The following is a 24110-nucleotide window of genomic DNA, read 5'->3' as shown; positions in this document are numbered from 1 at the left end:
TGACCCGGTCATCGGCCCTCTCGGCCGGGTCAGCCGCCGGTCGGCCAGTCCGCCCGGTCAGCCCGGCCGGTCCGTCAGGTGCCGGGCCAGGTCGTTCACCAGGGTGTCGAGCCAGGAGCGCACGGTGTCCGGGTCGAACAGGTCGGCGTCGTACTCGGCCAGGCCCTCGTAGCCGTCCGCGTCCGGGGTGAGGAGCAGCAGGAGGTCGGAGCGGGCCGAGGGGCCCGGCACGTCCTCGACCTCGGCGGTCAGGCCGGGGAGGTCGAGGACGGCGGGCGGGGTGCTCTGCACGGTGAGCAGGACCTGCGGGTAGGCGTCCGGCAGCCGGACGCCGCGTTCGCGCAGCGGTTCGACCAGCAGGCCGAAGGGGACGGTGGCGTGGTCGAGGGCGGTGGCGATCGCCGTCGCGGCCGTGTCGACCGACGCCCCGAACCCGCCCGGGGAGCGGGTGGGCAGCCGGATCGGGAGGCCGAAGGTGAGCAGGCCGACGACCCCTTCGTCGGCCGGCCGGGTGCGGTTGGCGTGGGAGAGCACCACCAGGGTCTCCGCCGCGCCGCTCAGCTCGCCCAGCAGCCGCGCGTAGGCGGCGAGCAGGACGGCCGAGGCGGTGGTGGAGCGGGCGGCGGCGTAGCGGCCCACCGCCTCGGCCAGTGCCGAGGGGAGGCGGAAGGCGGCCGTGGCGCCCCGCCCGGAGCGCTGTGCGGGGCGGGGGCGGGCGGTGGGCAGGTCCACCGCCGACGCGACGCCGTCCAGGGTCTTGGCCCAGTGGTCGGCGGCCTCGGCGACAGCGGCGCGGGTGACCACGGTCCGCTCCCAGCAGGCGTGGTCGGTCATCCGGCCCGGGTCCTCCGGCAGCCGCCCGTCCGGGCGGTACAACGTGCCCAGATCGGCCAGCAGAGTGGCCAACGACCAGCCGTCGACCGCGATGTGATGGAGTGTCAGCAGCAGCACCCACGCGTCATCGGCGGGCCGCAGCAGCCGGGCGCGCAGCAGCGGGGCCGTGGCCAGGTCGAAGGGGCGGTCGCTCTCGGCCCGGGCGGCCTCGGCGAGCGCCGCGTCCCGCGCACCGGGCGTGAGCGTGCGCAGGTCGGCGACCGGGAGCCGCACCGGGGCGTTCGGCAGCACCTGCTGGAGCAGACCCAGGTCGGTGTCCCGGTAGCTGGTGCGCAGGCTCTCGTGGCGCCCGGTCAGCGCCGTCAGCGCGGCGGCCAGCCGCTCGGGCTCCAGCGGCCCGCGCAGGGCGATCCGCTGGGTGATGTTCCACACCGCCGGGTCCGCCGCCCGGTCGTGCGCCCGGTGCATCCGGCGCTGTGCCACCCCGGCGGGCGCGGCGGCGAGGGCCGTGCCGGCGCCGGTCAGGGTGGTCAGCAGCCGTTCCCGGTGGGCCCGGACGAGCCCGGTGGCCTCCTCGTCGAGCGCGCCGGGCGGGGCGAGGTAGCCGAGCCGGTCGCCGGTGGTGCGCAGGACGATCTCGCGCTCGTCGAGCAGCCGGACGAGCCGGTGCCAGCCATCGTCGATAGGGGTCGTCACAGCGTGCCCTCCTCGTAGGCCGGGGCCTGGCGGTCCTCGGTCTGCGGCTGCTGGGCGGCCATGGCCCGGATGGTCGGGCGGCGGAAGAAGTCCAGGACGCCGGTCCGGATCCCGGTGGCCTCGCGGACCCGGTTCAGCAGCCGGGTGGCGGCCAGCGAGTGCCCGCCGAGGTCGAAGAAGGAGGTCTCCACGCCTGCGGGGCGGCCGAGTTCCTCCTCCCACAGCCGTTGCACGGTGCGTTCCAGTTCGGTGGCCGGGGCGACGGCGGCCCGGCCCGCACCCAGCGGCAGCGGCTCCGGCAGGGCGGCGGCGTCCAGCTTGCCGTGCGCGGTGAAGGGCAGCGCCGCCACCGCGGCCCAGAGCCCCGGCACCATGTGCTCGGGCAGCAGGTCGGCCAGGTGGTCGCGGACCCGGGGCAGTTCGGCGGCGGCGCACTGCACGTACCCGGCCAGCGTGGTGCCCGTCTCGGTGCGGCGGGCCGTCACGGCCGCGCCGCGCACGCCCGGGACGGACTGCAGCACGGTCTCGACCTCGCCCGGCTCGATCCGGTAGCCGCGCACCTTGACCTGGCGGTCGGCGCGGCCGAGGTACTCCAGGGTGCCGTCGGGCCGCCAGCGGCCGAGGTCGCCGGTGCGGTAGCGGCGGCCGTCCGGGGTGTCGGTGAAGACGGCGGCGCTCTCCTGCTCCCGGCCGGGGTAGCCGAGCCCGACCTGGACGCCGAGCGCGTGGATCTCGCCGACCGCCCCGGGCGGGACGGGGCGCCCGGCGGCGTCCAGCAGCAGGATGCGGGTGCCCGGCACCGGGCGGCCGATCGCCGCGTGGTCCGGTCCGTCCGGGGCGACCTCGCCGGCCGTGACGGCGTGGGTCTCGGTGGGGCCGTAGTGGTTGATCAGCCGGCAGCCGGGGTTGCGGGCGAGGAAGGCCCGCAGCCCGGGGGTGAGCAGCAACTGCTCGCCGCCCGTGATCAGTTCGCGCAGGTGGGGCACCGGTTCGCCGCCGAGGGCGTCGACCAGCGCGGCCAGCGGGGTGTACGGCAGGTGCAGCCGCTCGGCCCGGGTCGCGCGGACCACGGCGGCCAGCGCCGTCACGTCGTAGCGGGTCTCCTCCTCGATCAGCAGCAGGGTGCCGCCGCCGGCCAGCGTGGTGAGCACCTCCTGGACGCTGACGTCGAACCCGCAGGAGGCGTACTGCAGCGTGCGGGCGGCCGGGTGCTCGGCGACGTTCCAGGCCAGCAGCGCGGACAGGCCGAGGGTGTGCATCAGCACGCCCTTGGGGCGGCCGGTGGAGCCGGAGGTGTACAGCAGGTACGCGGGGGCCTGCGCGGAGGGGGCGGGCAGCGGCGGCAGTTCGGCGGCGACGGCGACATCGGCCTCGGCATCGGAGTCCGTCAGGACCGTCGGCAGGGACAGGCCCATCAGGTCCGTGTCCGAGGCGGTGAGCAGCACGGCCGGTGCGCTGTCCGCGGCGATCAGCCGGCAGCGCTCCGGGCCCTGCAGCGGATCGATCGGCACGTGGACGGCGCCGAGGCGCAGCACGGCCAGCAGCGCGGCCACCTGGTCCACCGAGCGCGGCAGCAGCACGCCCACCCGGCTGCCCTCCCGCACCCCGGCGCCCAGCAGCCGGCCGGCCAGCTCGCCGGCCCGGGCGTGCAGCGTCCGGTAGTCGGTCCCGGTGCCGTCGGCGGCGACCACCGCGAGGGCGTCAGGACGGGCGGCCGCGACGGCGGCCACCGCCGCCAGCGGGTGCGCGGGCGCCGGCTGCGCCTCGGGCCCGCACTCCAGGGCGGGGTCGGCCGGGGTGGCCGTCAGTTCGGCGAGCGGGCGGGCCGGGTCGGCGACGGCGGCGGTGAGCAGCCGCTGGAAGGCGTCGAACAGCCGGTCCACCGTGGCCCGGTCGAACAGGGCCTCGGCGTACTCGACGTGGCAGCGGATGCCGTCCGGCAGGTTGGTGAGGAAGAGCGACAGGTCGAAGGCGGAGCGGTCCACCACGTGGTCCAGCGGGCGGGCCGTCACCCCGGGCAGGTCGAGTTCGAAGACGGCGTGGTTCTCGAACTCGACGAGGACCTGGAAGAGCGGGTTGCGGCTGGTGTCCCGCTGCGGGTTGAGCTCCTGGACCAGGACCTCGAAGGGCAGCTGCTGGTGCTCGTAGGCGTCCAGCGCGCTGGAGCGGACCCGGTCCAGCGCCTCGGCGAAGTCCGGCTCCCCGGACAGGTCCAGCCGCAGCGCCAGCGAGTTGACGAAGAATCCGACCAGGTCCTCGGTGCCCTCGGTCCGGTTGGCCACCGGGGTGCCCAGCACCACCTCGTCCTGGCCGCCGTAGCGCTGCAGCACCCCGGCGAAGGCGGTGAGCAGCACCATGAACAGGGTCGAGCGGCGGCTGCGGGCCAAGTCCCGCAGGCCGTCGGAGAGTTCGGCGGGAAGTTGGCGGACGTGGGAGCGGCCCCGGCCGTCCGGCACCGCCGGGCGCGGCCGGTCGGTCGGCAGGGCCAGCACCGGCAGGTCGCCGCCGAGCACCTTGCGCCAGTACGCGAGGCTCTCGTCGTACGCCCCGGCGGCCACCGCGGCCCGCTCCCGGGCGGCTTCGGCGGCCGGGGTGGTGGTGAGCACCGGCAGCCGGGCGGGGCGCTGCTCCCGGGCGGCCCGGTACAGCTCGCCCAGTTCCCGGGTGATCACCACGGTGGACAGGGTGTCGATCACGATGTGGTGCATCGACAGCACCAGGACCTGCCGGTCGGGCCCGGTCTCCAGCAGCCGGGCCCGGAACAGCGGGCCCTCGGTCAGGTCGAAGCGGTGGGTGCCCTCGGCGGCGACCAGCGCGGCCACCGCCTCGTGCTCGGGCCCGTCGGCCACGACCCGCTCCAGCAGCGGGCCCTCGGGCACCGGGAGCACCTGCTGGAACGGTTCGCCGTCCTGCTCGCGGAAGGCGGTGCGCAGCCCGACGTGCCGTTCGACCAGCGCGCGCAGCGCGGTGTCGAGTGCGGCCGGGTCGAGCGGGCCGTCCAGCTCGATGGCCTTGACCTCGTTGTACTGCCCGGTGTCGGGCAGCATCCGGTGCAGGAACCACATCCGCTGCTGCGCGTAGGACAGCGGGGCGCCGCGCTGGGCGGAGCGGCGCAGGGCGTCGATCTGCGGCAGGCCGGAGGCCACCAGGTCGGGGGCGAGCCCGAAGTCCACGAAGCAGGCGATCTCGTCCGCGCCGGCCGCCCGTAGCTCGGCCAGGACGGACCGCACGCTCTCCGGGGTGCCGATCAGCGCGCGGGAGGCGCAGTACCGCTCGTAGGCGCGCTCCAGCACGAACTCCAGGTCCTCCTCCGGGGTGTTCTCGAAGTCCAGGGTCAGGCCGAGGCTGTTGGCCATCTGCCCGAACAGCGAGAGCGAGGAGCGCAGGTAGTGGCAGAACGGGCGGTACGCCTGCTCGCGGGCGGTGGCGAGGTCGGCGCCCAGGTAGGTGTGGACGAGCACGACCACCCGGCCTGCCTCCGGGTCGAGGCCGTGCTCGGCCCGGGTGCGCCGGTAGAGCGCGACGTTCTCGGCGAGCTGGGCGACGTCCTGGGTCATCAGGTTGGTGATGATGCCCAGGTCGTGCCGGGCGGCCTCGCGGAAGCTGTCCGGGTTGCCGACGATCGCGGTGAACATGGGCGGCTGCTCCTGCAGCGGGCGCGGGTGCAGGGTCACCTCGATCGGCTCCCCCTTGCCGTTGCGGCCCCGGTAGGGCTCGCCGCGCCACAGCGCCCGGACGGTGTCGATCTGCTGGTGCATCAGCTCCTTGTGGCCGCCGTAGTTCTCGGGGAAGAACAGGAAGTCGTTGGGGTGCCAGCCGCTGGCGCAGCCCAGGCCGACCCGGCCGCCGGACAGGTTGTCGACCACCGACCACTCCTCGGCCACCCGGACGGGGTGGTGCAGCGGCAGGACCGCGCAGCCCGCGTTGAGCCGGATCCGGGTGGTCTCCCGGGCCAGTGCGGCGGCCAGGACCGAGGGGTTGGGGAAGATCCCGCCGAAGGAGTGGAAGTGGCGCTCCGGCAGCCAGACGGCGTGGAAGTCGTGCCGGTCGGCGAAGCGGGCGCTCTCCAGGACGATGCGGTACTTCTCGTCCTCCGGGGAGTCCAGGGGGTAGTCGCCGAAGAAGTAGAGGCTGAAGTCGACCGGGCGCTGCGGGTCGCTGACCGGGTGATAGGGCGTCCCGGCGGGCTCGGTGTGGCCGGCGCCGGTGGTGCCGGTGGTGCCGGTGCTCGTACGGTCGTCCGCCGCGGGCTCCGGGAGTGCGGCCGCCGGGCGCGGGGCCGGGAGCCGTACCCCGGGCGAGGCCGGGAAGAAGCCGCCGCGCCGCAGGTCGCGCAGCGAGTCGCGGACCGCGTCGACCACGAACTCCAGGTCGCCGTCGGTGTGGGCGGTGGAGAGGAAGAAGTTGCGCCACTCCCACACGTAGACCCCGCGGGTCAGCAGCTGCGGGAAGAGCAGTTCCATGTCGGCCCGCGGCTCGAACCGGAACAGCGAGCCGAAGTGGGCCAGCCGCAGCGGGAACTCCTCCTCCTCGAAGAACCCGTTGAGGGTCGCGGCCAGCTCGTCGGTGCGGGCGTTCAGCCGCTCCTGCAAGCCGGGGCCGGACGCCTTGAGGTGGCGCAGCACGGCGCCCGCCGCGGTCATCGCCAGCGGGTGCTGGATGTAGGTGCCGCCGAAGAAGGTGGTGTCCCTGGGCGGGTAGCTGTCGTCCCCGTAGTCCCAGTGGCCGCCGTCGATCCCGTCCAGGATGTCGGCGCGCCCGGCGATCGCGCCGATCGGGTAGCCGCCGCCGAGCACCTTGCCGTAGGTGGAGACGTCCGGGGTCACGCCCCAGAAGCCCTCGGCGCCGCGCAGGTGCGGCCGGAAGCCGGTGAGCATCTGGTCGAAGACCAGCACGATGCCGCGGCGGGCGGTCAGTTCGCGCAGCGCGCGGACGAAGTCGACCGGCTGGCGCCCCGGGTGGCGGCTCTGGACGGGTTCGACCAGCACGGCGGCGATCCGGTCGCCGAGCTCCTCGATCACCTGGAGGCTCTCCGGATCGCCGTACCGCAGCACCACGAGGTCGGCGACCGCGCTGCCGGGGATGCCGATCGACACCGGGACGGTCTCCCGGTCGGCGCCGCGGCCCACGGTCCGGCCCAGGGTGTGGTCGAAGTGGCCGTGGTAGGAGCCCTCGAACATGACGATCTTGTCCCGGCCGGTGTACGCGCGGGCCAGCCGGATCGCCCCGGCGTTCGCCTCGGTGCCGGAGTTGGCGAACGCGACCCGCTCGGTGCCGGTCAGCTCCGCCAGCAGTTCGGCGGCCTCGCCGGTCTCCGGGCCGCGCGGGCCCAGCCGCAGTCCGCCGGCCAGGTGCTCGCGGACGGCGTCGGAGACGAACTCCGGGTCGTGGCCGAACAGCAGGACGCCGAAGCCCATGGTGATGTCGACGTACGTGTTGCCGTCGAGGTCCTCCAGGCGGGAGCCCCGGGCCCGGCGGGCGGCGAGCGGGTAGAGCATCTCCTTGGTCGCGGAGCGGAAGCCGACCACGGCGCGGCTGTCCGCGAGGGTGCGCCGGTGGCGGCGGGTGACCGCCTTGGAGGCGGCGGTCCGGGCGGTGAAGCGGGCGACCAGCTCGTCCACGTGGGCGCGCTGCTGGTCGGTCAGGCCGCCGGAGGCCATGCCGGACTCCCGGGAGACGGTCACCCGGGGGCCGTGCACCTGCGGGGCGGGCGGGGTGGCCGACGCGGGTGCGGCGGCGGCGGAGGTGACGGCGGAGGCAGCGGCGGCCGGGGTGACGGCAGCGACCTGGGCGACGGCCGGCGGCAGGGCGACGGGGGCGGCAGCCCCGGGGAGCGCGGGCGGCGCCGCCCCGGTCCCGGCCAGCAGGCCGAGCTGGTCGCGCATCAGGTCGGAGAACTGGCCGAGCAGGTCGAGCTGGCGCTCGATCAGACCGGCGCCGTCGGCCACCGGGGCGAGCGCGGGCGGTGACGCGGGCACGGACGGGACGGGCGGAGCGAGGTGGACGGGCGGAGCGGGGACGGCGGCTGCCGCGACCACCTGGGGCGGGGGTGCCGGAGCCGGTATCGGTGCCGGTATCGGTGCCGCTTCCGGGGCCGAGGCGGGGACGGAGGCAGGGACCGGTGCCGGAGCCGCCGCCGGCTCGGGCGCGGCGGCCGGTAGCAGCGCGTCCCGGACGGCGGGCTCCAGCCGGCCGGCGATCAGCCCGGCCAGCCGGGCCGGGGTGTCCGCCGCCTCGAACAGTTCGCGCATCGAGACCCGTACCCGGAAGGTCCGCTCCAGGTCCCGGATCATGTTGATCATCGAGAGCGAGTCGGCGCCGAGGTCGAAGAAGGGCTCGTCGGCTCCGACCGACCCCTCGTCGTGGCCGAGCTGGCGGGCCGTCTGCTCCAGCACCTGGCGCAGCACGGCCTCCTCGGCCAGTTGCTCGGGGCTCGCTGCGGGCGTCACTGCGGCGGGTGCCGATACGACGGGCACCGGGCCGGGCGTCGATACGGCCTCGGGTATGGACGACGGCGGAACGGGCTGCCGGGGCGGCGGTGCCTGGTGCATGGCGGAGTCCTCGGTGGTCGGCCGGTCGGGGGCGGTGAACCAGTGGCGGCGGCGCTGGAAGACGGTGGTCGGCAGGGGAACGCGGCGGGCCGGGCCGTCCGGCCAGTCGCGGGCGGCGGCGAAGCGTGCCCAGTCGAGCGGGACGCCGTGGGACCACAACGCGGCGGCCGCGACGCCGAACTGCCGCTCCGGCGGTGCGCCGCGCCGGGCGCCGGCCACGAAGTGGCGGTGCGGCAGCTCCCGGCGGCCCATGCCGGTGAGCGTCGGGTGCGGGCCGAGCTCAAGGAAGAGCTCGCGGCCCTGCCCGTCCAGGGCGGCCAGGACCAGGTCGAAGCGCGCGGTCTCCCGGGTCTGCCGGACGAAGTAGTCGGGCGTGGGCACGGTGCCGGGAGCCAGCACCTCGCCGCCCAGGTTGCTCACCAGCGGTACGGTCAACGGCCGCAGGCGCAGCCGGGCGAGCTGCTCGCGGAACGGGTCGAGCACCGGGTCGAGCAGGCGGGAGTGGAAGGCCCGGTCGGTGGCGAGCCGTTCGGTGGTCACGCCGTCGGCGGCCAGCACGGCCTCGGCTGCCGCGATCTCGCGCGGCGCGCCGGCCAGCACGCACTGGCCGGCGCCGTTGACCACGGCCAGCTCCACCCCGGGCAGCCAGTCACCGAGTGCGGCGAGCCGCTGCGGGCCGGCCATCACCGCCGTCATGGCGCCGGGCTCGGTCGCCCGGTGCATCAGCCGCCCGCGCAACGCGGTGAGGAACATCCCGTCGGCGAGGTCGAGCGCACCCGCCGCGTGGAAGGCCGCGTACTCGCCGGCGCTGTGCCCGGCGACCGCGGCCGGACGGAGCCCGAGCTCCTGCCAGAGCCGCAGGTAGGCCGCTTGCAGGGCAAACAGCGCGGGCTGCGCCGCCTCGGTGGTCCAGGCGTCGTCGGCGCCCTCGGGCACGGCGTCGAGCAGCAGCGGCAGCAGCGGCTCGCCCCAGGCGTCGCGGTGCAGCCGGTCGCACTCGTCCAGCACGGCCCGGAAGACCGGGAAGGCGCGGTGGAGTTCGGCGGCCATGCCCCGGTACTGGGCGCCCTGGCCGGTGAAGAGCAGCACCGGCTGCACGTCGCCGCGCCGGGCCTCGCGGTGGACGGGTACGCCGCCGGAGGTGCGGCCCGTCACAGGTACGGCGCCGGAGGTGCGGCCCGCATCGGGTGCGACGCCGGAGGTGCGGCCCGCGAGGTGGGCCTCCAGGCCCCGGCGCAGCTCGTCGGGGTCGGCGCCGGTGACGGCGAGGCGGTGGCGCAGCGCGCGGCGGCCGCCGCCGAGGGTGAGCGGCAGGTCGCCGGGGGCGGGGGCGGGCCCGGTGGCCAGCCGGTCGCGGAGCAGGCCGGCCAGGGCGGTCAGGCCCTGCTCGGTGCGGGCGGACAGCGGCAGCACGGTCGGGGCGGGGCGCGGGTCGGCGATGCCGGGCGCGGCCGGCGCCTCCTCCAGCACCAGGTGGGCGTTGGTACCGCCGACGCCCAGCGCGCTGACCCCGGCCCGGCGCGGGGTGGGGCCGGCCGGCCAGTCCCGGCGCTCGGCGGAGAGCCGGAACGGGCTTCCGGCGAGCTCCAGCGCGGGGTTGGGGCGGCTGAAGTTGACCAGCGGCGGGATCGTGCCGTGCCGCAGCACCAGCAGGGCCTTGATCAGCCCCGCCATTCCCGCGCAGGTGTCCAGGTGGCCGATGTTGGGCTTCACCGAGCCGAGCGAGCAGAAGTCGGCGGCCTCGGTGCGGGCGCGGAACGCCTGGGACAGCGCCCGGAACTCGATCGGGTCGCCGAGCGGGGTGCCGGTGCCGTGCGCCTCGATGTAGCCGACGCTCTCGGCCGGCACCCCGGCCAGGTCCAGGGCCCGGCCGACCACGGCGGCCTGCCCGTCCACGCTGGGCGCGGTGTAGCCGACCTTGAGCCCGCCGTCGTTGTTGACGGCCGAGCCGAGGATCACGCCGTGCACGGTGTCGCCGTCCGCCAGCGCCCGGTCCAGGCGCTTGAGCAGGACGGCCGCGACGCCGTTGCCGCCGACCGTGCCGCCGGCCGCCGCGTCGAAGGCCCGGCAGGCGCCGTCCGGGGAGAGGATCGACCCCTCCTCGTAGCGGTATCCGGCGGCCTGCGGGATGTGCAGGGCGGCGGCCCCGGCCAGCGCCAGGTCGCAGTCGCCCGCCAGCAACGACTGCACCGCCAGGTGCACCGCGACGAGCGAGGTCGAGCAGGCCGTCTGCACGCCGATCGCCGGCCCGGTCAGGCCCAGCCGGTAGGCGACCCTGGTGGCGGCGAAATCGGCCTGGTTGCCGATCGCGGTCTGGAGCGCGGCCACCGGCTCGGCCGGGTCGGCGGTGGCGGCCAGGGTGTGCTGGTAGTAGTTGCGCAGCGCGTACAGGGTCATCCCGGTGCCGGCGAAGACCCCGACCCGGCGGCGCGGGTCGGGGGCGTCGTAGCCGCCGTTCTCCAGGGCCTGGCGGCAGATCTCCAGCAGCAGGCGCTGCTGGGGGTCCATCAGCGCCGCCTCGGTGCCGCTGATGCCGAAGGCCTCGGCGTCGAAGCGGTCGGTGTCGGGCAGCGCGCCGGTCACCGGGACGAAGTCGGGGTGGCGGTACTCCGCCGGGCGCAGACCGGCCGCCGCCAGTTCGTCCTCGGTGAAGCGGGTGGTGCTGCGGACGCCGTCGACGATGTTGCGCCAGTACTGCTCGGGGGTGTCGGCGCCGGGGAAGCGCAGGGCCAGGCCGACGATGGCCACCCGGCGGTCGCCGCCGTCCGGGCCGCCGTCCCGGGCGGCGGGCGCGGCGGTGGCGGTCGTGGCGGCGGTGGACGCGGTGGGCGCTTCGGTCAGGTGCGCGATCAGGGCGTCCACGGTGGGGTGCCGGAACAGCTCGGTGGGCGCCGGGGGCGTCGGCAGGACGGCGCCGAGCGCGCCGTGCACCCGCATCAACTGGAGTGATCCGATGCCGAGTTCGGCGAGCGGGCGGCCCGGGTCGAGCGGGGTGTCGAGGACGGCCTCGAAGGCGTCCAGGACGGCCCGGCGCAACTCGGCGGCGGCAGGGGTGGCGGGGTGGACGGGGCCGGCGGGCCCGGTGGCGGCGGACGGTACGGCTGCGGGCGGCTCGGTGGCCCGCTGCGGGGCCCGCTCGTCGGTCGGCCGCGCGGCGGGCGCTTCGCGGACCGGTCGCGGTGCGGTGGCCAGCAGGCGGCGGCGCGCGGCCGGAGCGCTCGGGTCGGGCCCGGCGTACCAGCGGCCCGGGGCGGCGGCCAGCAGCAGCGAGGCCAGTCGGCGGCCGTGCGCGGCACTCAGCACGGCGATGCCCCGGTCGGCGGCGGCCTGCTCGTGGTCGGTGGCGCGGTTCATGCCGACCCCGCTCCACAGGCCCCAGGAGACCGTCCAGGCCGGGGCCCCGGTCTCCCGGTGCAGCCGTTCCACGGCGCTCTCCAGGTAGCGGTTGGCGGCGGCGTACGCCGTGGAGCCGACGGCCTCCTGAAAGCCGACCATCGAGGAGAAGCCGACGAACTGGGCGCCGGGCCGCTTCCGGACCAGCTCGACGAGGTGGTCCGTGCCGGTCGTCTTGGCGCGCACCGCCTCGCGCCAGCCGTCGGGGCCGGTGTCGGCGAGCAGCGCGAGCCGGTAGCTGCCGGCGAGGTGGAGCACGCCGTCCAGCGGCGCCTGCCAGTCCCGTTCGGCCTCGGCGACCACCGCCGCCAGCTGCTCGGGGTCCGTCACGTCGGCGCGGCGGTAGTCGACCCGGCCGCCGTAGGAGGACAGCCGGTGCAGCGCGGCGCGGCGCTCGGCCGCCTCGGCGGTCGGCGCGTCCAGGTCGGTGCGGCCGATCACGAGCAGCCGGGAGCCGTGGTCGCGGAGCAGGCCGGGCAGCAGCTCGGCGGCGATCCCGCCGAGGCCGCCGGTGACCAGGTAGCGGGCGCCGGGGGTGAGCAGTGAGCAGCCCTCGGTGGCGCTCCCGGCGTCGGGCCCGCTCACGATCCCGGCGTCGGGGTCGGTGGCGGTCCCGGTCACGGTCCCGGCCGGTCCCAGCCGGGGCACCCACGGGCGGCCCTCGCGCCAGGCGCACTCCGGCTCCGGCCGGGCCTCGGCCAGCAGGGCGAGCAGCGCGGCGGCCTGCTCGGCGGCCGGTGCGCCCGCCGGCAGGTCGATGTGCCGGGCGGCCGGCACCAGTTGCTCGGCCCGGGCTCCGGCGATCAGCGCCGCCGTCAACTCCGCACTCGGGTCGGGGAGTTCACCGGGCAGCACGGCATGCAACCCGGCGCTGACGGTGACCAGCTCGCCGATCGGCGGCCGGCCGGCCAGGGCCCGCAGCAGGGCGAGCAGCGCTTCGTCCCGCGCAGCGGCGTCCGAGGGCCGCGGCGCGCCCTCGGGCCCCGCGCCCCACAGGTGCACCACCCGCGCGGGACGCTCCTCGCCGAGCGCCCGCAGCCACTCCCCCGGGTCGGTGGTCGGCGGCCGGTCCACCACCACGGCCTGTGGCAGGGCGGCGCGCAGCGCCTCGGCGAGGGTGCCGGGGCCGGCGGGGCCGAGCAGCAGGGTCGGCCCCGCCGGAGCCCCGTCGCCCGGGACCGTTCCGGCCGCCGGGGCCTGCGGCACCGGGCGGGGTTCCCAGGCGAGTCGGCGCACGCAGTCCGGCAGGGTCCGGGAGTTGGCCTCCGCCAGGTCCAGGGCCACGATGTGCTCGTCGAGTTCGCCGTCGAGCAGCCGTCGGCGCAGCGCGGTGCGCTGGATCTTGCCGCTGGTGGTGCGCGGGAACTCCGCCGGCGGCACCGGCAGCACCAGGGCGGGGGCGGGCTGTCGGCGGGCGGCCAGCAGCCGCCGGACCTCGGCGGCCACGGGCGGTGCGGGGGCGTCCTGGTCGTTCGGCACGTAGGCGACCACCAGCTGCTCGGTGCCGGTGCGGTCGTCCGGGACCCCGAAGGCGGCGACGTGCCCGGAGCGCACTCCCGCCACCGAGGCGACCACGTCCTCCAGCTCGTGGCAGAAGTAGTGCACCCCGTTGACGATGATGATCTCCTTGCGACGGCCGGTGAGCACCACCTCCCCGTCGGCCAGGAAGGCCAGGTCTCCGGTGTCGAACCAGCCGTCGCCGACGAAGGACTCCCGGTCGGCGGCCGGGTTGTTCAGGTAACCGGGGGTCACCCGGCCGGAGTTGACCTGGAGCCGGCCGACCCAGTGCTCGGGCAGGGCCCGGCCGTCCTCGCCCGCCACCCGCATCCGGGTGCCGGGCGCGGGACGCCCCATGCTGAGGAAGCCGGTGCCGCGCTCGCGCGAGGCCGGGTCGGCGGGCTCCAGCCGGCCGGTCAGCGAGTCGGTGCGCACCAGGCGGCGGGCGCCGTCCTCGTGGTAGCGCTTGTAGGTGATCACGGTGCAGGTCTCGGCCATGCCCCAGCCGAGCAGGACGTGGTCCGCGCGAACGCCGAACGGACCGGTGGCGGCGAGGAATTCGTCCAGCACCGCCTCGGTGCACTGCTCCCCGGCGTTGATCAGCGACTTGAGCGCGGAGAGGTCCCAGTGCCGGCCGGGGTCGGCGGCCCGGACCGCCTCGGCGACCAGCCGGAAGCCGAAGTTGGGCGACCAGGAGTGCGCGCCCCGGTAGCGCTCCAGCGTGTCCAGCCAGACCAGCGGGTCGGCGAGCACCAGTTCGGTGGGCACCTGCACCTGGTCGGCGGCCAGCGCCACGTCCCGCAGGTGGAACATCAGCAGCCCGGCGACGTGGTCCAGCGGTAGCCAGTTGACGGTGACGTCCTCGGGCGAGCTGCCCTGGGAGGTGGCTCCGGCCACGTACTCCAGGATGCCGCGGTGGGTGATCTGCACCGCCTTGGACCGGCCGGTGCTGCCGGAGGACAGCTGGAGGATCGCGACGTCGCCGGGGTCCGGGGCGTGCTCGGCGCCTGGCACGCCGATGGTGTCGAGCGCGGCGCCGGTGACGGTGGCGGCACCGGTATCGGCGGGCCGGTGGTCGACCGCGATGACCCGCAGCCCGGGCGCCGGGTAGAGCTCCCCGAGCCGTGCCAGGCCCGCCACGGCCGGGCCGCAGGCGAGTACCGGCGGCTCCTCCAGGGTCTGCCAGGCGTGCCAGAGCTTCTCCAGTACGGGGTTGCGCTCGTCGTAGGCCGGCGGGCGAGCCACCGTGACCGGCTGCACCCCGCCCAGCAGGCAGGCCCACAGGGTGGGGAAGTAGCGTTCCGGGTCGGGGACTTGGAGGATCACCCGGTCGCCCGCCCGCAGTCCGGCGGAGGTGAGCAGGGCGAGGGTCTCCCGGGCCTGCTCCAGCAGTCGGCGATAGGTCAGCCGGGTCGCCCCGCCGTCGGCCCGGACCAGGTGCAGGCCGCGCCCGGGGTGCCGCTCGGCGGCGCGCAGCAGCGCCTCGGGCAGCGTCCGGGGCGCGTCCGGCGCCGGGTCGGGCAGCGGGGCGCCGACCGCCTCGGTCCCGGCGCCCTCGGGGGCGGTCGTCGGGCCGTCCGGGGCGGGGCCCGTCGTCGTCCCGGTGTCGCCGAACGGCCGCCAGTGCGCGGTGAGTTCGCGCAGGTGGCGCAGGGCGGGTCCGGGCTCGGCGGGTGGCCGGGCGGCGGCGGCCGCCAGTGCGGCGCGGTCGGGCTCGCCCTGCGGGGTGCGGACGATGCCGTCCAGGAGGTGCACCTCGGCGCTCGGGTCGGCGTCCAGCAGGGCAGCGGCGGCCCGGCGGCGCAGCGCGGCGGTGTCGGTGTCGGCGGCGGGCACCAGGTAGGCCAGCAGCCCGCGGCGGCCGTCGGCGCGCTCGACCGGCAGCAGCGCGCAGTCGGCGACCTCGGGACGCAGCAGCAGCCGGGCCTCCAGGGCACGCAGCCGGGCGCGGTCGGGACCGGTGGAGCTCATCAGGTACGGCACCTTTCGGATCGGTGCCGGGGCGCGCGGGTACGGACCGCCCCGGGGTACGGAGGGTGAGCGGATCGGGCTGGTGCCTGCGGCGCGGTGGCGCCGGCGGATCCGGTGGCGCGGTGCTTGTGGTGGGGTGCGGTGGGGTGCGGTGGGTTGACTGCGGCGGGGTGGAGGGTTCAGCGTTTGCGGGACCGGGCGACCACGACCAGGAAGCCGAGCGCCAGCACGATCGGGACGGCGTGCGAGACACCGACCACGGTCAGCGGGCTGAGCAGCGCCAGCAGCGATCCGCTCAGCAGCATCCCGGTGCCCATGCCGACGTTCTCGGCGGAGGTCAGCAGCCCGAAGGCCTGGCCGCGCCGTTCGTCGGCGAGGGCCTGGATCCGGGTGGTGTACGAGATCTCGGTGAAGCCGTCGCCGAGCCCGGCGCCGATCGCCGCCAGCAGGAACAGCGGGGTCGGCAGTCCGGTGAAGACCAGGATGAAACAGCCGGACATCAGACAGGTGCCCAGGGCGAAGGCGCGCTCGCCCGGTTCGATGCCCCGGCGCAGCAGGAGCCGGGAGACCAGTTGCTGGGCGCCGAGGTTGCCGACCGCCCAGGTGGCCCAGAACATGCCCAGCAGCGCGGCCGGGTTGCCGGGAGAGTGCTGGTTGGCGAAGACCGGCAGGCTGATGTTGTGCGCGGCCGAGCCGAAGGCGTCCAGCAGCCGGATCGCCGCCATCGCGCCGACCACCGGGGCGGCCCGCAGGACGATCAGCGCCTGCCACCGGCTCCCGCGCCGCTTCGCCCCCGCTGCGGGACCGGCGGGATCAGCCGGTTCTGCGGCGGGCTGCTCGGCGGGCTCGGCCCGGGTGCGCAGCGGCAGCCGGAGCACCACCGCAGCGAACACCAGGAAGCTGGACGCGTCGATGAGCAGCGCCGCGCGGAACCCGGCCCAGGCCACCACCACGCCGGCGGAGGCGAAGCCGAGCACCATGGCGGCCGAACGGCAGCTGGCCATCAGGCTGTTGGCACGGGCCCTGCGTTCGGAGCCGACCATCTCCGGGATGCTGGTCCGCAGCGCGACGGCGCACACCGCGGCCGCGCCGCCGAAGACCAGCGCGAGCGAGTAGAGCACCGGGATGCGTGCCGGGACGGGCGCGAGGGCCACCACGACCAGGGCCAGCGCCTGGGCCAGCGCGCAGCCCGTCATCAGCCGCCGCCGGTCGGTCCGGGCCACCAGGCGCCCGGAGACCAGGCCGCCGACGAGGCCGCCGGCCAGTCGGATGATCAGGTACCCGGCCGTGCCGAGCGCGTTCCCGGCCGCCTCGTAGGCGAACAGGCTGAGCGCCACCAGGTCGAGCTGGCTCCCGTACGTGGACAGGGCGTCGCCCAGTGCCAGCCGGTAGAACACCCGGGGCAGCTTGTCGGCGCTCTGGTGCGGTACTTGCTGTGCAGTGTCCGGCACCGGTCCCCCAGGCACGCCGTGTCGGTCGGTTCAGTGTGACATTGCACTGCAATCTAAGGGTGACCCCTCAGCAGATCAAGACCTTGATCGCCTGCTTGTCCGAAAGATCGCAAGTTCGGCCGACCCGGAACCATCTTTCCAGCCAGACTGGCGAGTTGGTGCCGGTACGCCCTACCGCCCGACGGCCGCGCGGGTGCCGGGCGGGAGGCCCGCCGGTGGACGACGGAGGACGGGGAGGCGAGTTGGGCCAGGAGCAGGAGCAGGAGCAGGGCCAGGACCGGGCCGGAACGGCAACGAACGTCGCAGCGAAACCTGCCCGCCCGTCAGCCCCGCACGGGTGGGAGGGTATGACCATCGCATTCGCACAACGGAGGAGACCCCCGGCATGTCCGTCATCCACCAGACCACCCTCCAGCCGAGCAAGCTGGAGCTGCTCGCCTCCTGGCTCCCCTCCCGCCCCTGGTACCGCGGCGGCGCGGGCGCCCCGGACCTGGCCAAGGCCGGCGGCTTCCGGCTGGACGACCCCCAGGGCGAGGTCGGGATCGAGTTCATGGTGGTCACCGACACCTCGGGCCCCGCCCCCGCCACCTACTTCGTCCCGCTCACCTACCGCGGCGCCCCGCTCGACGGGGCGGAGCACGCGCTCGTCGGCACCATGGAGCACGGCGAGCTGGGGCGCCGCTGGGCCTACGACGGCTGCCACGACCCGGTGCTGGTCGCCCAGTTGTCGGCCCTGATCGAGGGCCGGGTCCAAGCCCAGGACCAGAACATCAGCGACACCCCCGACCTGGAGGTCACCCGCTCCTACCGCGGCGACACCCCCCTGAGCCCCACCGCCGCCGCCGACGACCAGGAGGGCACCGAGCTGTCGGCACCCCGGGGCGCGACCCTGCGCCTGCACCGGGTGCTGCACCCCGCCGCGGACGACGCGGCCCTCCCGGCCCCGGAGACGGCCGGCCACCTCGGCGGCCTCTGGCAGCTGCCCGACGGCACGCGCGCACGGGGCCTGTTCGCCGTCCTGCACACCGCCCCGCGCGTCTGACCGGTGCTCTGACCACCCACGTTCCCCAGGCCGATCCGCCGAGCCGGGGCCGGACCGCCCGGGGCGCGGCCCTGCGCCGGGAGGCGCCGGCAGCGGCTCCCGCCGATACTGGCCGGGGTGCCCGGGCCACGTACGACCTGCGGGACGCGGCATGGACCACGGTCGCGGCGTCCGGCTCGACCGCCCCTTCCGGCAGGCGGTCGAAACGGTCGCCGCCGCCCTCGACTCGCTGCGGGCCTGGCCGGCCCGGACCCGACCCCTGGGAGGTCGCCGTGAACGGTCCCGTCGCCGTGAACGGTCCCGTCGTCGCGGGCTTCGACGGTTCGCCGGAGAGCCTCGCCGCCACCGCGTGGGCCGCCCGGGAGGCGCTGCGCCGCGGGCTCGCCCTCGAACTCCTCCAGGCCTGGCCCTGGCCCAAGCGGGACTCGGTCGGCACCAACGAGGTGTACAACCGCAGCCGGGACGCCCTGGCCGCCCGCGAGGCGGAGCTGCGCGCCACGCACGCCGGCCTCCAGGTCTCCTCCCGCCAGGTCCCCGACGACCCGGCCAAGGCGCTGGAGACCGCCGGCCGGACCTCCAGCGTGCTCGTGCTCGGCTCCCGGGGGCTGGGGCCCGTGCGCGGCTTCCTGGTCGGCTCGGTGAGCCAGGAGGTGCTGCGCCGGGCCACCTGCCCGGTGGTGCTGGTCCGGGCCGGTGAGGGCGAGCGGGGCGCCGCCACCGACCCCGTCCTGGCGGGCATCGACCTCGCGCATCCGCCGGACGACGTCCTCGCGTTCGCCTTCGAGGCGGCCGCCCACCGCTCGGCACCCCTGCGGATCGTCCACGTCTGGGCGCCGCCGGCCGGCAGCGAGTACATGGCGTTCGACGCCATCGGAGGGCTGGAGAAGGAGCTGTCCGCCTCCGAGCGGAAGCGGTTCGCCGACGCCCTGGCCCTCTGGCTGGCCCGCTACCCCCAGGTGACCGTGACGTCCGAGCTCGTCCGGGGCAACGCCGCCATCGTCCTGGTGGAAGCGTCGGAGACGGCCCGGCTGGTCGTCCTCGGCCGCCACGTCCGGCGGATGCCTCTCGGCGCCCACCTCGGCCCGGTGGCGCACGCCGCGATCCACCACGTCCGCTGCCCGGTCGCCGTCGTCCCGGACACCTGACCGCTCGCGAGGGCCGCCGGCCGCTCCGGCCCTCCCACGACAGAGCAGACCCCATGAATGCCGACGATCGCCCTTGACCAGTCGCCGGGGAGGACGCGCGATGAGAGCGCGAGGTCAGGCGGAGGTGCCGGGCCGCGGGGTGGGGGAGGGATGAGCTTCCGAGCCGGAGATCATGGTCCCGATCCATCGTCGCGGCCCAGCCGGCCAGCAGGTTCAGGGCGTCGCACGCGGGTATGGCGGGTTCGGCGCCGTAGGCCATGAGGGTCAGTCCGGTGTCGCGGCGAGTTCCAGGGCCTCGTAGCCGAGGGTGAGTTCACGGTGGGGGGGGGAGTGAGCGCGGCGGCCTTTCGGAGCAGGTACACACGTCCACGTCACCGAGGAAGAGGAGTACGCCATGGAGTACACGCGTTTGGGAACGTCGGGGCTCAGGATCAGCCGGATCGCCCTGGGCTGTATGAGCTTCGGCGACCCGGCCAGGAGGACGACCTGGGCGCTCGACGACGACGCGGCCGAGCCGGTCTTCCGCCAGGCCGTCGAACTCGGCATCACGTTCTGGGACACCGCGAACATCTACGGTCTGGGCACCTCGGAGGAGGTCGTCGGGCGGGCGCTGCGCAAGTACACCCGGCGTGAGGACATCGTCGTGGCCACCAAGCTGTGGGCGCCGATGCACCAGGGACCGGGCGGGTCGGGGCTGTCCCGCAAGGCCGTCATGGAACAGATCGACGCTTCGCTGCGGCGCCTGGACACCGACTACGTCGACGTCTACCAGATCCACCGCTTCGACCCGCAGACGCCGGTCGAGGAGACGATGGAGGCGCTGCACGATGTGGTCAAGGCGGGCAAGGCCCGCTACATCGGTGCCTCGTCGATGTGGGCCTGGCAGTTCGCCAAGATGCAGCATGCCGCGCAGGCCCGCGGGTGGACCCGGTTCGTCTCCATGCAGGACCAGTACAGCCTGATCCACCGCGAGGAGGAGCGCGAGATGTTCGGCCTGCTCGCCGACCAGGGCGTGGGAAGCATTCCGTGGAGCCCCCTGGGCGGGGGGCTGGTCACCCGGCCCTGGGGCGAACGCTCCACGCCACGTGCGGAGCTCAACCGGACAGTCGACCAGCAGGACCGGCCGATCTTCCTGGACAGCGACCGGGCCGTCGTCGAGGCTGTCCAGCGCATCGCCCTGGCCCGCGGTGTGTCGATGGCACAGGTCGCGATGGCCTGGGTGTTGAAGAACCCGGTGGTCTCCGCCCCGATCGTGGGCGCGACCAAGCCGCACCACCTCGCCGACGCCGTCGCCGCGCTCGACCTGACGCTCACCGCCGAGGAGACCGACTCCCTCGAAGAGCCCTACGTCCCGCGCCGGCCCACGTTCTTCTAGCCTCGCGCGCTCACGGCCTCAGCCCTCCTGCCGCATCGTGCGACGGCCGGGAGGGCCGGGCCGTACGGTCCGAGAGGCAGCCGCGGCGGAGGCGGTCCTCGTACCGGTCACAGTCCGGTGACACCCTCGACGACGAGGAGCACGCCGATCACGGCCAGGACCAGGGCGGTGACGGCGCTGTTGTGGGTCTCCAACCACGTCCTGGCCCTGCCCGGCGGAGTGAGGACCCGCTCCCCCGCCGCGATGTGGAGCAGCAGGGGAAGCCCGACGGTGGAAACGGCGATCGCGGTGAACACCGCCACGGCGGTGACGCCACGGGACGGACCCAGTTCGGCGGAGCCGATGGTCAGCCCCGCCGCCGCGGACAGCAGGATGTTCTTCGGGTTGGCTGCCGACAGCAGAAGGCCCAGCCGCAGGGCCTTGGCCGGCGTGGCATCCGTGAGGCTCCGCATCCAGGCCGGGGTCCCCGTCTTGGAGCCGGAGCGCCACTGCCGCCCGGCGAGCAGGAGGAGGACCACGCCGAGGCCGGCCTTCGTCCAGGACGCCCAGGTGGGCGTCTCCTCGCGGGTCTCGATGACGGCCGCGAGGGCCGTGGACACCGACGCCACCACGAGGATCCCGGCCGCCCACCCGGCCAGGAAGGCTCCGCCCGTCGCCCTGGGCCGGGGAGTGAACAGCAGGAAGAGCGCCGGAACGATCGGCAGCGGCGACAGCGCGATGGCCAGGGCGAGCGGCGTCACCTCGCTCAACACGACGTTCACGGACCACCTTCCTCCCGCCGCCGCACACGGCCCGGGTACCAGAGTCCAGCCCAGGCCCGGGGGCGACCGGGCCTCGGCATGGCCCGGTCCGGGTCCGAGACGTCGTCTCGCGCGCGCTCCATGGTCTCCATGTCTACCGCGCGGCCGCTCCGTGCCCGTCGCGACAGGCCAGGACTCGGGACGGGTGCCGGCCTCGGGCCCGGGCGGCCGGGTCGGCCCGGGACACGGCCGTGGCAGTGTCACCCGTGCGCGACCGCGGCTCGCTCCGTCAGTGGCGATCGGACGGCCATCCGAGGGCGCGGAAGACGGCGACGGGGTCGAGGTAGTCGCGCCAGTGCGTCACCCGGCGGTCCTTGACGGTGATCACTGAGACGAAGTGGTTGTCGTAGCGGAGCCCGGTGTGGACGGCGTGCCCGTGCACGGCGTACTCCAGGACGACCACGGACGTGTCGGGGTCCCGGTGGACGGCCAGTTCGTCCGCGCCGGTCAGGACCATCGCGTCGCCGTAGCCCCGGTACAGGTCGGCGACCGCCTGGCGGCCCTGGACTCGGCGCGGGTAGCCGGGGACGGAGACCACGTACTCGACGACGACGTCCTCGGCCAGGAGGTCGAAGAAGTGGCCGCCGTCGACCAGACCGGCGAGGCCTTCCTGGATGATCCGGAAGAACGGGTCCAGCGCCGCGAAGTCCTCGAGGTTCCCGATGGTCATGGTCACGCACCCGCCTTTGCGGTCCAGGCGTGGGCGTTGCGCTGCGCGAACTCCCGGAACGCGGTCGGCATGCAACCGGTGGTGCGGCCGGTACCGCCGAGAACGAGTGTGGTGTGCGGTGATCCGGTCATGGCTCCATGGTGAGGGGCCCGGGAGCGGACGCCCGCCATTGAGTTCTTCGGGGTGGTTGGGGTCACCCCGTCAGAGGGCCGGTGTGGCCGCGCCGCCGACGCCGACGCCGACACCGGCGCCGACCGCCGGCCACCTGCCGCCGGGCCCGGGGCGGACTCCGGCTCACCCGCCTCGCGGTGATGGCCTCCTACCGGCCGCCCCGGGGCGCAGGCGGCCTGCGAGCGGGCGGTCAGGCCGCCGGCCAGTTGCGCAGCAGTGCGTCGAGGGCGTCGAGGATGCGCGCCCAGGTGTCCTCCGTGCCGCGCGGGGTGTGCTGGAAGCTCCCGGCCCGTTCCAGGGCCACGTAACCGTGGAAGGTGCTGCCGAGCAGCCGGACGGCGTCGGTCTCGTCGGGTTCCGCGAGGTCGTAGCCGCGCAGGATCGCGCGCGTCATCTGCGAGTGCCGGACGCCGGCGCTGGCGCGCGCGGTCTCGGGGTCGAGTTCGAGCTGCGCGGCGGCGTAGCGACCGGGGTGTTCGCGGGCGTAGTCGCGGTAGGCGTTGGCGAAGGCGGCCAGGGCGTCCTTGCCGGCGCGTCCGGCCAGGGCGGCGGCGACCCGGTCGGCGAGTTCCTCGAGTGCGAGCAGGGCGATCCTGGTCTTGAGGTCCTGGGAGTTCTTGACGTGGGAGTACAGGCTCGCGTCCTTGACGCCGAAGTGTCGTGCCAGCGCCGAGACCGTGACCTTGTCGAAGCCGACCTCGTCGGCCAGTTCCGCTCCCGCCCGGGTGAGTCGTTCCGCGTTCAGTCCTACGCGCGCCATGGCCTTCCCTCCGATCGACTGAGGCCATTATACATTTGCCTAATAGTCCTAGGTAATTTACGTTGGCTCCTATGAAGCCGTTGACCGACCAAGAGATCCGTGCCGCCTTCGTGAACTGCACCAAGGGCGAGGCGAAGCGACTGCACATCCCCCGCGACCTGGCCGAACAGCCCTGGGACGACCTGGACTTCCTCGGGTGGCGCGACCCGCAGGCGCCCGATCGCGCCTACCTCGCGGCCGAGTCGGACGGCCGCGCGGTGGCGGTCGCGCTGCGCTCCTCCGGTGCCGCCTCCTGGCAGGCCCGCCGCAGCATCTGTTCGCTCTGCGTGACCACCCACACCGGGGGCGTCTCGCTGCTGGTCGCACCCCTGGCCGGGAAGGCCGGCAAGCAGGGCAACTCCGTCGGCGCCTACATGTGCAGCGACCTCGCCTGCTCGCTCTACGTGCGCGGCAAGCGGGAGACCGGTACCCGGCTGCACGAGTCGCTCACCGTCGAGGAGAAGATCCGGCGCACGGTGGCCAACGTCGCCGCCTTCGTCGCCAAGGTCACCGCGTCACCCGTGTGACCCGCGTGACCCATGGCGGGCATCGCCCCGGTTCGCGGCAGAACGCGCGGGTTCCCGGAATGCTGAGCGCCGAGGAGTCGGAACCCGCACGTCAGCCGGTGGCCGCGGTGGATCCCGGGTACGGGTTCGCCCAGACGTCCGACGCAAAACGCCCGCGCCGTGACCGAGAAGGTCGGCCGGGTTGGCGTTGACGAGATCGGAGACGGCAAGCGGCTCGTCGGCGCCGACTGCCGGTCGCTCTGTCACACCCTGCTGACATGATCGTCCGAACAGTGGGACGAAAAGGGTGGGTGTGGACCTGACGGTGGAACAGGCGGCGCGGCAGATCACGGCGGAGGTCGTCGCACAGGCGCCGGAGGGCTGGACGAAGTGCGTGCTGCGCGGGCACGGGAGCCGAGGGAGCGTCGGCCTGTCCGGCGGCGGGTACGTGGTGCCGAGCCGTCCGGGCTCCTTCTTCCGGACAACGGCGGCCCGCGCTACGTCGCCTCCTCCGTCACCGCCTGGCTCGGCCAGATCCTGGGCCAGCCCGATCCGCACGCCCCGCAGCAGTCCGGGGACGACTCGCGCCAGCTGGTGGCCTCAGCCCTGGACGAACGGCTCACGCCGGGCGTCCAGGCGATCCACCTCAATGACGTCCCGTCACCCGTCGACCTCGCCCCGCTGCGCACCCTCCCCGGACTGCGTTCCCTCGACCTGTCCCGTTGCCCCACCGCGGACTTGGCGTTGCTGGCCGATCTCCCCGGCCTGCGCTACCTCGCCCTCTCCGCCACCCAGTGGACAGCCCTGATCGCCGCCGACCGCCTCCCCACCCACCTTGCAGCCGCTCGCCTGGCCGGAGCCCCACCCCTCACCGTCGTCCTCGACCTGCTCGCCGCCCTCGGCGTCGACACCTCCACCGCCCACCGCCTCTCCGACACCGTCGAGGAGGCCTCCTGACACTGTGACCACATACGTCCACCAGGTTGGTGCCGGCGCGACCTCGGCCGGTTGAATGTCGTGAGGCGTTCCCCCCGGAAGGGGCGCGACGGCAGAGCCGGTCAGGTCAGGATCCGCAGGCTCACGCTGCCCCACCCCTGGGCCGGGGGGGGGGGGGGGGGGGGGGCGGGCCCCCCCCCCCCCCCCCCCCGCGGGGGGGCCACCCACCCCCCCGCGCGGGTCCCCCCCCCCCAACACAACAGAGAAAACAAA

The 24110-nt window shown here is 75.3% G+C and carries 12 protein-coding genes; 5 read left to right on the top strand and 7 right to left on the bottom strand.

Annotation, left to right across the window (positions count from 1 at the left end; genetic code table 11):
• Positions 1-57 precede the first annotated feature (57 nt).
• The 3 genes from AC07BF_RS29365 to AC07BF_RS29355 form a co-directional block, all read right to left on the bottom strand.
• Positions 58-1530 (bottom strand): condensation domain-containing protein, encoded by a 1473-nt coding sequence (locus AC07BF_RS29365; RefSeq protein WP_478319248.1) that lies wholly within the window; start codon positions 1528-1530, stop codon positions 58-60.
• Positions 1527-14942 (bottom strand): MupA/Atu3671 family FMN-dependent luciferase-like monooxygenase, encoded by a 13416-nt coding sequence (locus AC07BF_RS29360; RefSeq protein ID WP_478334133.1) that lies wholly within the window; start codon positions 14940-14942, stop codon positions 1527-1529. The genes AC07BF_RS29365 and AC07BF_RS29360 overlap by 4 nt, the downstream gene beginning before the upstream one ends.
• Positions 14943-15121: 179 nt before the next feature.
• Positions 15122-16393 (bottom strand): MFS transporter, encoded by a 1272-nt coding sequence (locus AC07BF_RS29355; RefSeq protein WP_478334132.1) that lies wholly within the window; start codon positions 16391-16393, stop codon positions 15122-15124.
• 385 nt (positions 16394-16778) lie between these two features.
• Here AC07BF_RS29355 and AC07BF_RS29350 point away from each other — a divergent pair, with 385 nt between their 5' ends.
• The 3 genes from AC07BF_RS29350 to AC07BF_RS29340 all read left to right on the top strand — a co-directional run bounded on the left by AC07BF_RS29350 (position 16779) and on the right by AC07BF_RS29340 (position 19955).
• The gene (locus AC07BF_RS29350) at positions 16779-17435 is read left to right on the top strand and encodes a maltokinase N-terminal cap-like domain-containing protein (protein WP_478334131.1); all 657 of its coding nucleotides are present in this window, start codon (positions 16779-16781) and stop codon (positions 17433-17435) included.
• 272 nt (positions 17436-17707) lie between these two features.
• A complete protein-coding gene (locus tag AC07BF_RS29345) occupies positions 17708-18580 on the top strand; it encodes a universal stress protein (protein WP_478334130.1) in 873 nt (290 codons plus the stop codon).
• Positions 18581-18974: 394 nt separating this feature from the next.
• Positions 18975-19955, top strand: coding sequence for an aldo/keto reductase (locus tag AC07BF_RS29340; protein ID WP_363586653.1), 981 nt, complete (start codon positions 18975-18977; stop codon positions 19953-19955).
• A 107-nt stretch (positions 19956-20062) separates the two neighbouring features.
• Here AC07BF_RS29340 and AC07BF_RS29335 read toward each other — a convergent pair whose 3' ends face one another.
• The 4 genes from AC07BF_RS29335 to AC07BF_RS29320 form a co-directional block, all read right to left on the bottom strand.
• Positions 20063-20716, bottom strand: coding sequence for a GAP family protein (locus tag AC07BF_RS29335; RefSeq protein WP_478334129.1), 654 nt, complete (start codon positions 20714-20716; stop codon positions 20063-20065).
• A 268-nt stretch (positions 20717-20984) separates the two neighbouring features.
• The gene (locus AC07BF_RS29330; RefSeq protein WP_363586655.1) at positions 20985-21425 is read right to left on the bottom strand and encodes a nuclear transport factor 2 family protein; all 441 of its coding nucleotides are present in this window, start codon (positions 21423-21425) and stop codon (positions 20985-20987) included.
• Positions 21426-21427: 2 nt separating this feature from the next.
• Positions 21428-21556 (bottom strand): hypothetical protein, encoded by a 129-nt coding sequence (locus AC07BF_RS29325; protein WP_363586656.1) that lies wholly within the window; start codon positions 21554-21556, stop codon positions 21428-21430.
• A gap of 230 nt (positions 21557-21786) precedes the next feature.
• A complete protein-coding gene (locus tag AC07BF_RS29320; RefSeq protein ID WP_063351909.1) occupies positions 21787-22356 on the bottom strand; it encodes a TetR/AcrR family transcriptional regulator in 570 nt (189 codons plus the stop codon).
• 71 nt (positions 22357-22427) lie between these two features.
• Between AC07BF_RS29320 and AC07BF_RS29315 the strand changes: the two genes are divergently transcribed.
• Positions 22428-22922: an FBP domain-containing protein gene (locus AC07BF_RS29315; RefSeq protein ID WP_363633416.1), complete on the top strand. Its 495-nt coding sequence runs from the start codon at positions 22428-22430 to the stop codon at positions 22920-22922.
• A gap of 369 nt (positions 22923-23291) precedes the next feature.
• Complete coding sequence (locus tag AC07BF_RS29310; protein WP_478334128.1) at positions 23292-23858, top strand: hypothetical protein; 567 nt, start codon at positions 23292-23294, stop codon at positions 23856-23858.
• Positions 23859-24110 lie beyond the last annotated feature (252 nt).

This window comes from Kitasatospora sp. NPDC043950, assembly GCF_056435345.1.
Note: the sequence above shows the minus strand (reverse complement) of the source record. Positions and strands in the feature narration are given on the sequence as shown.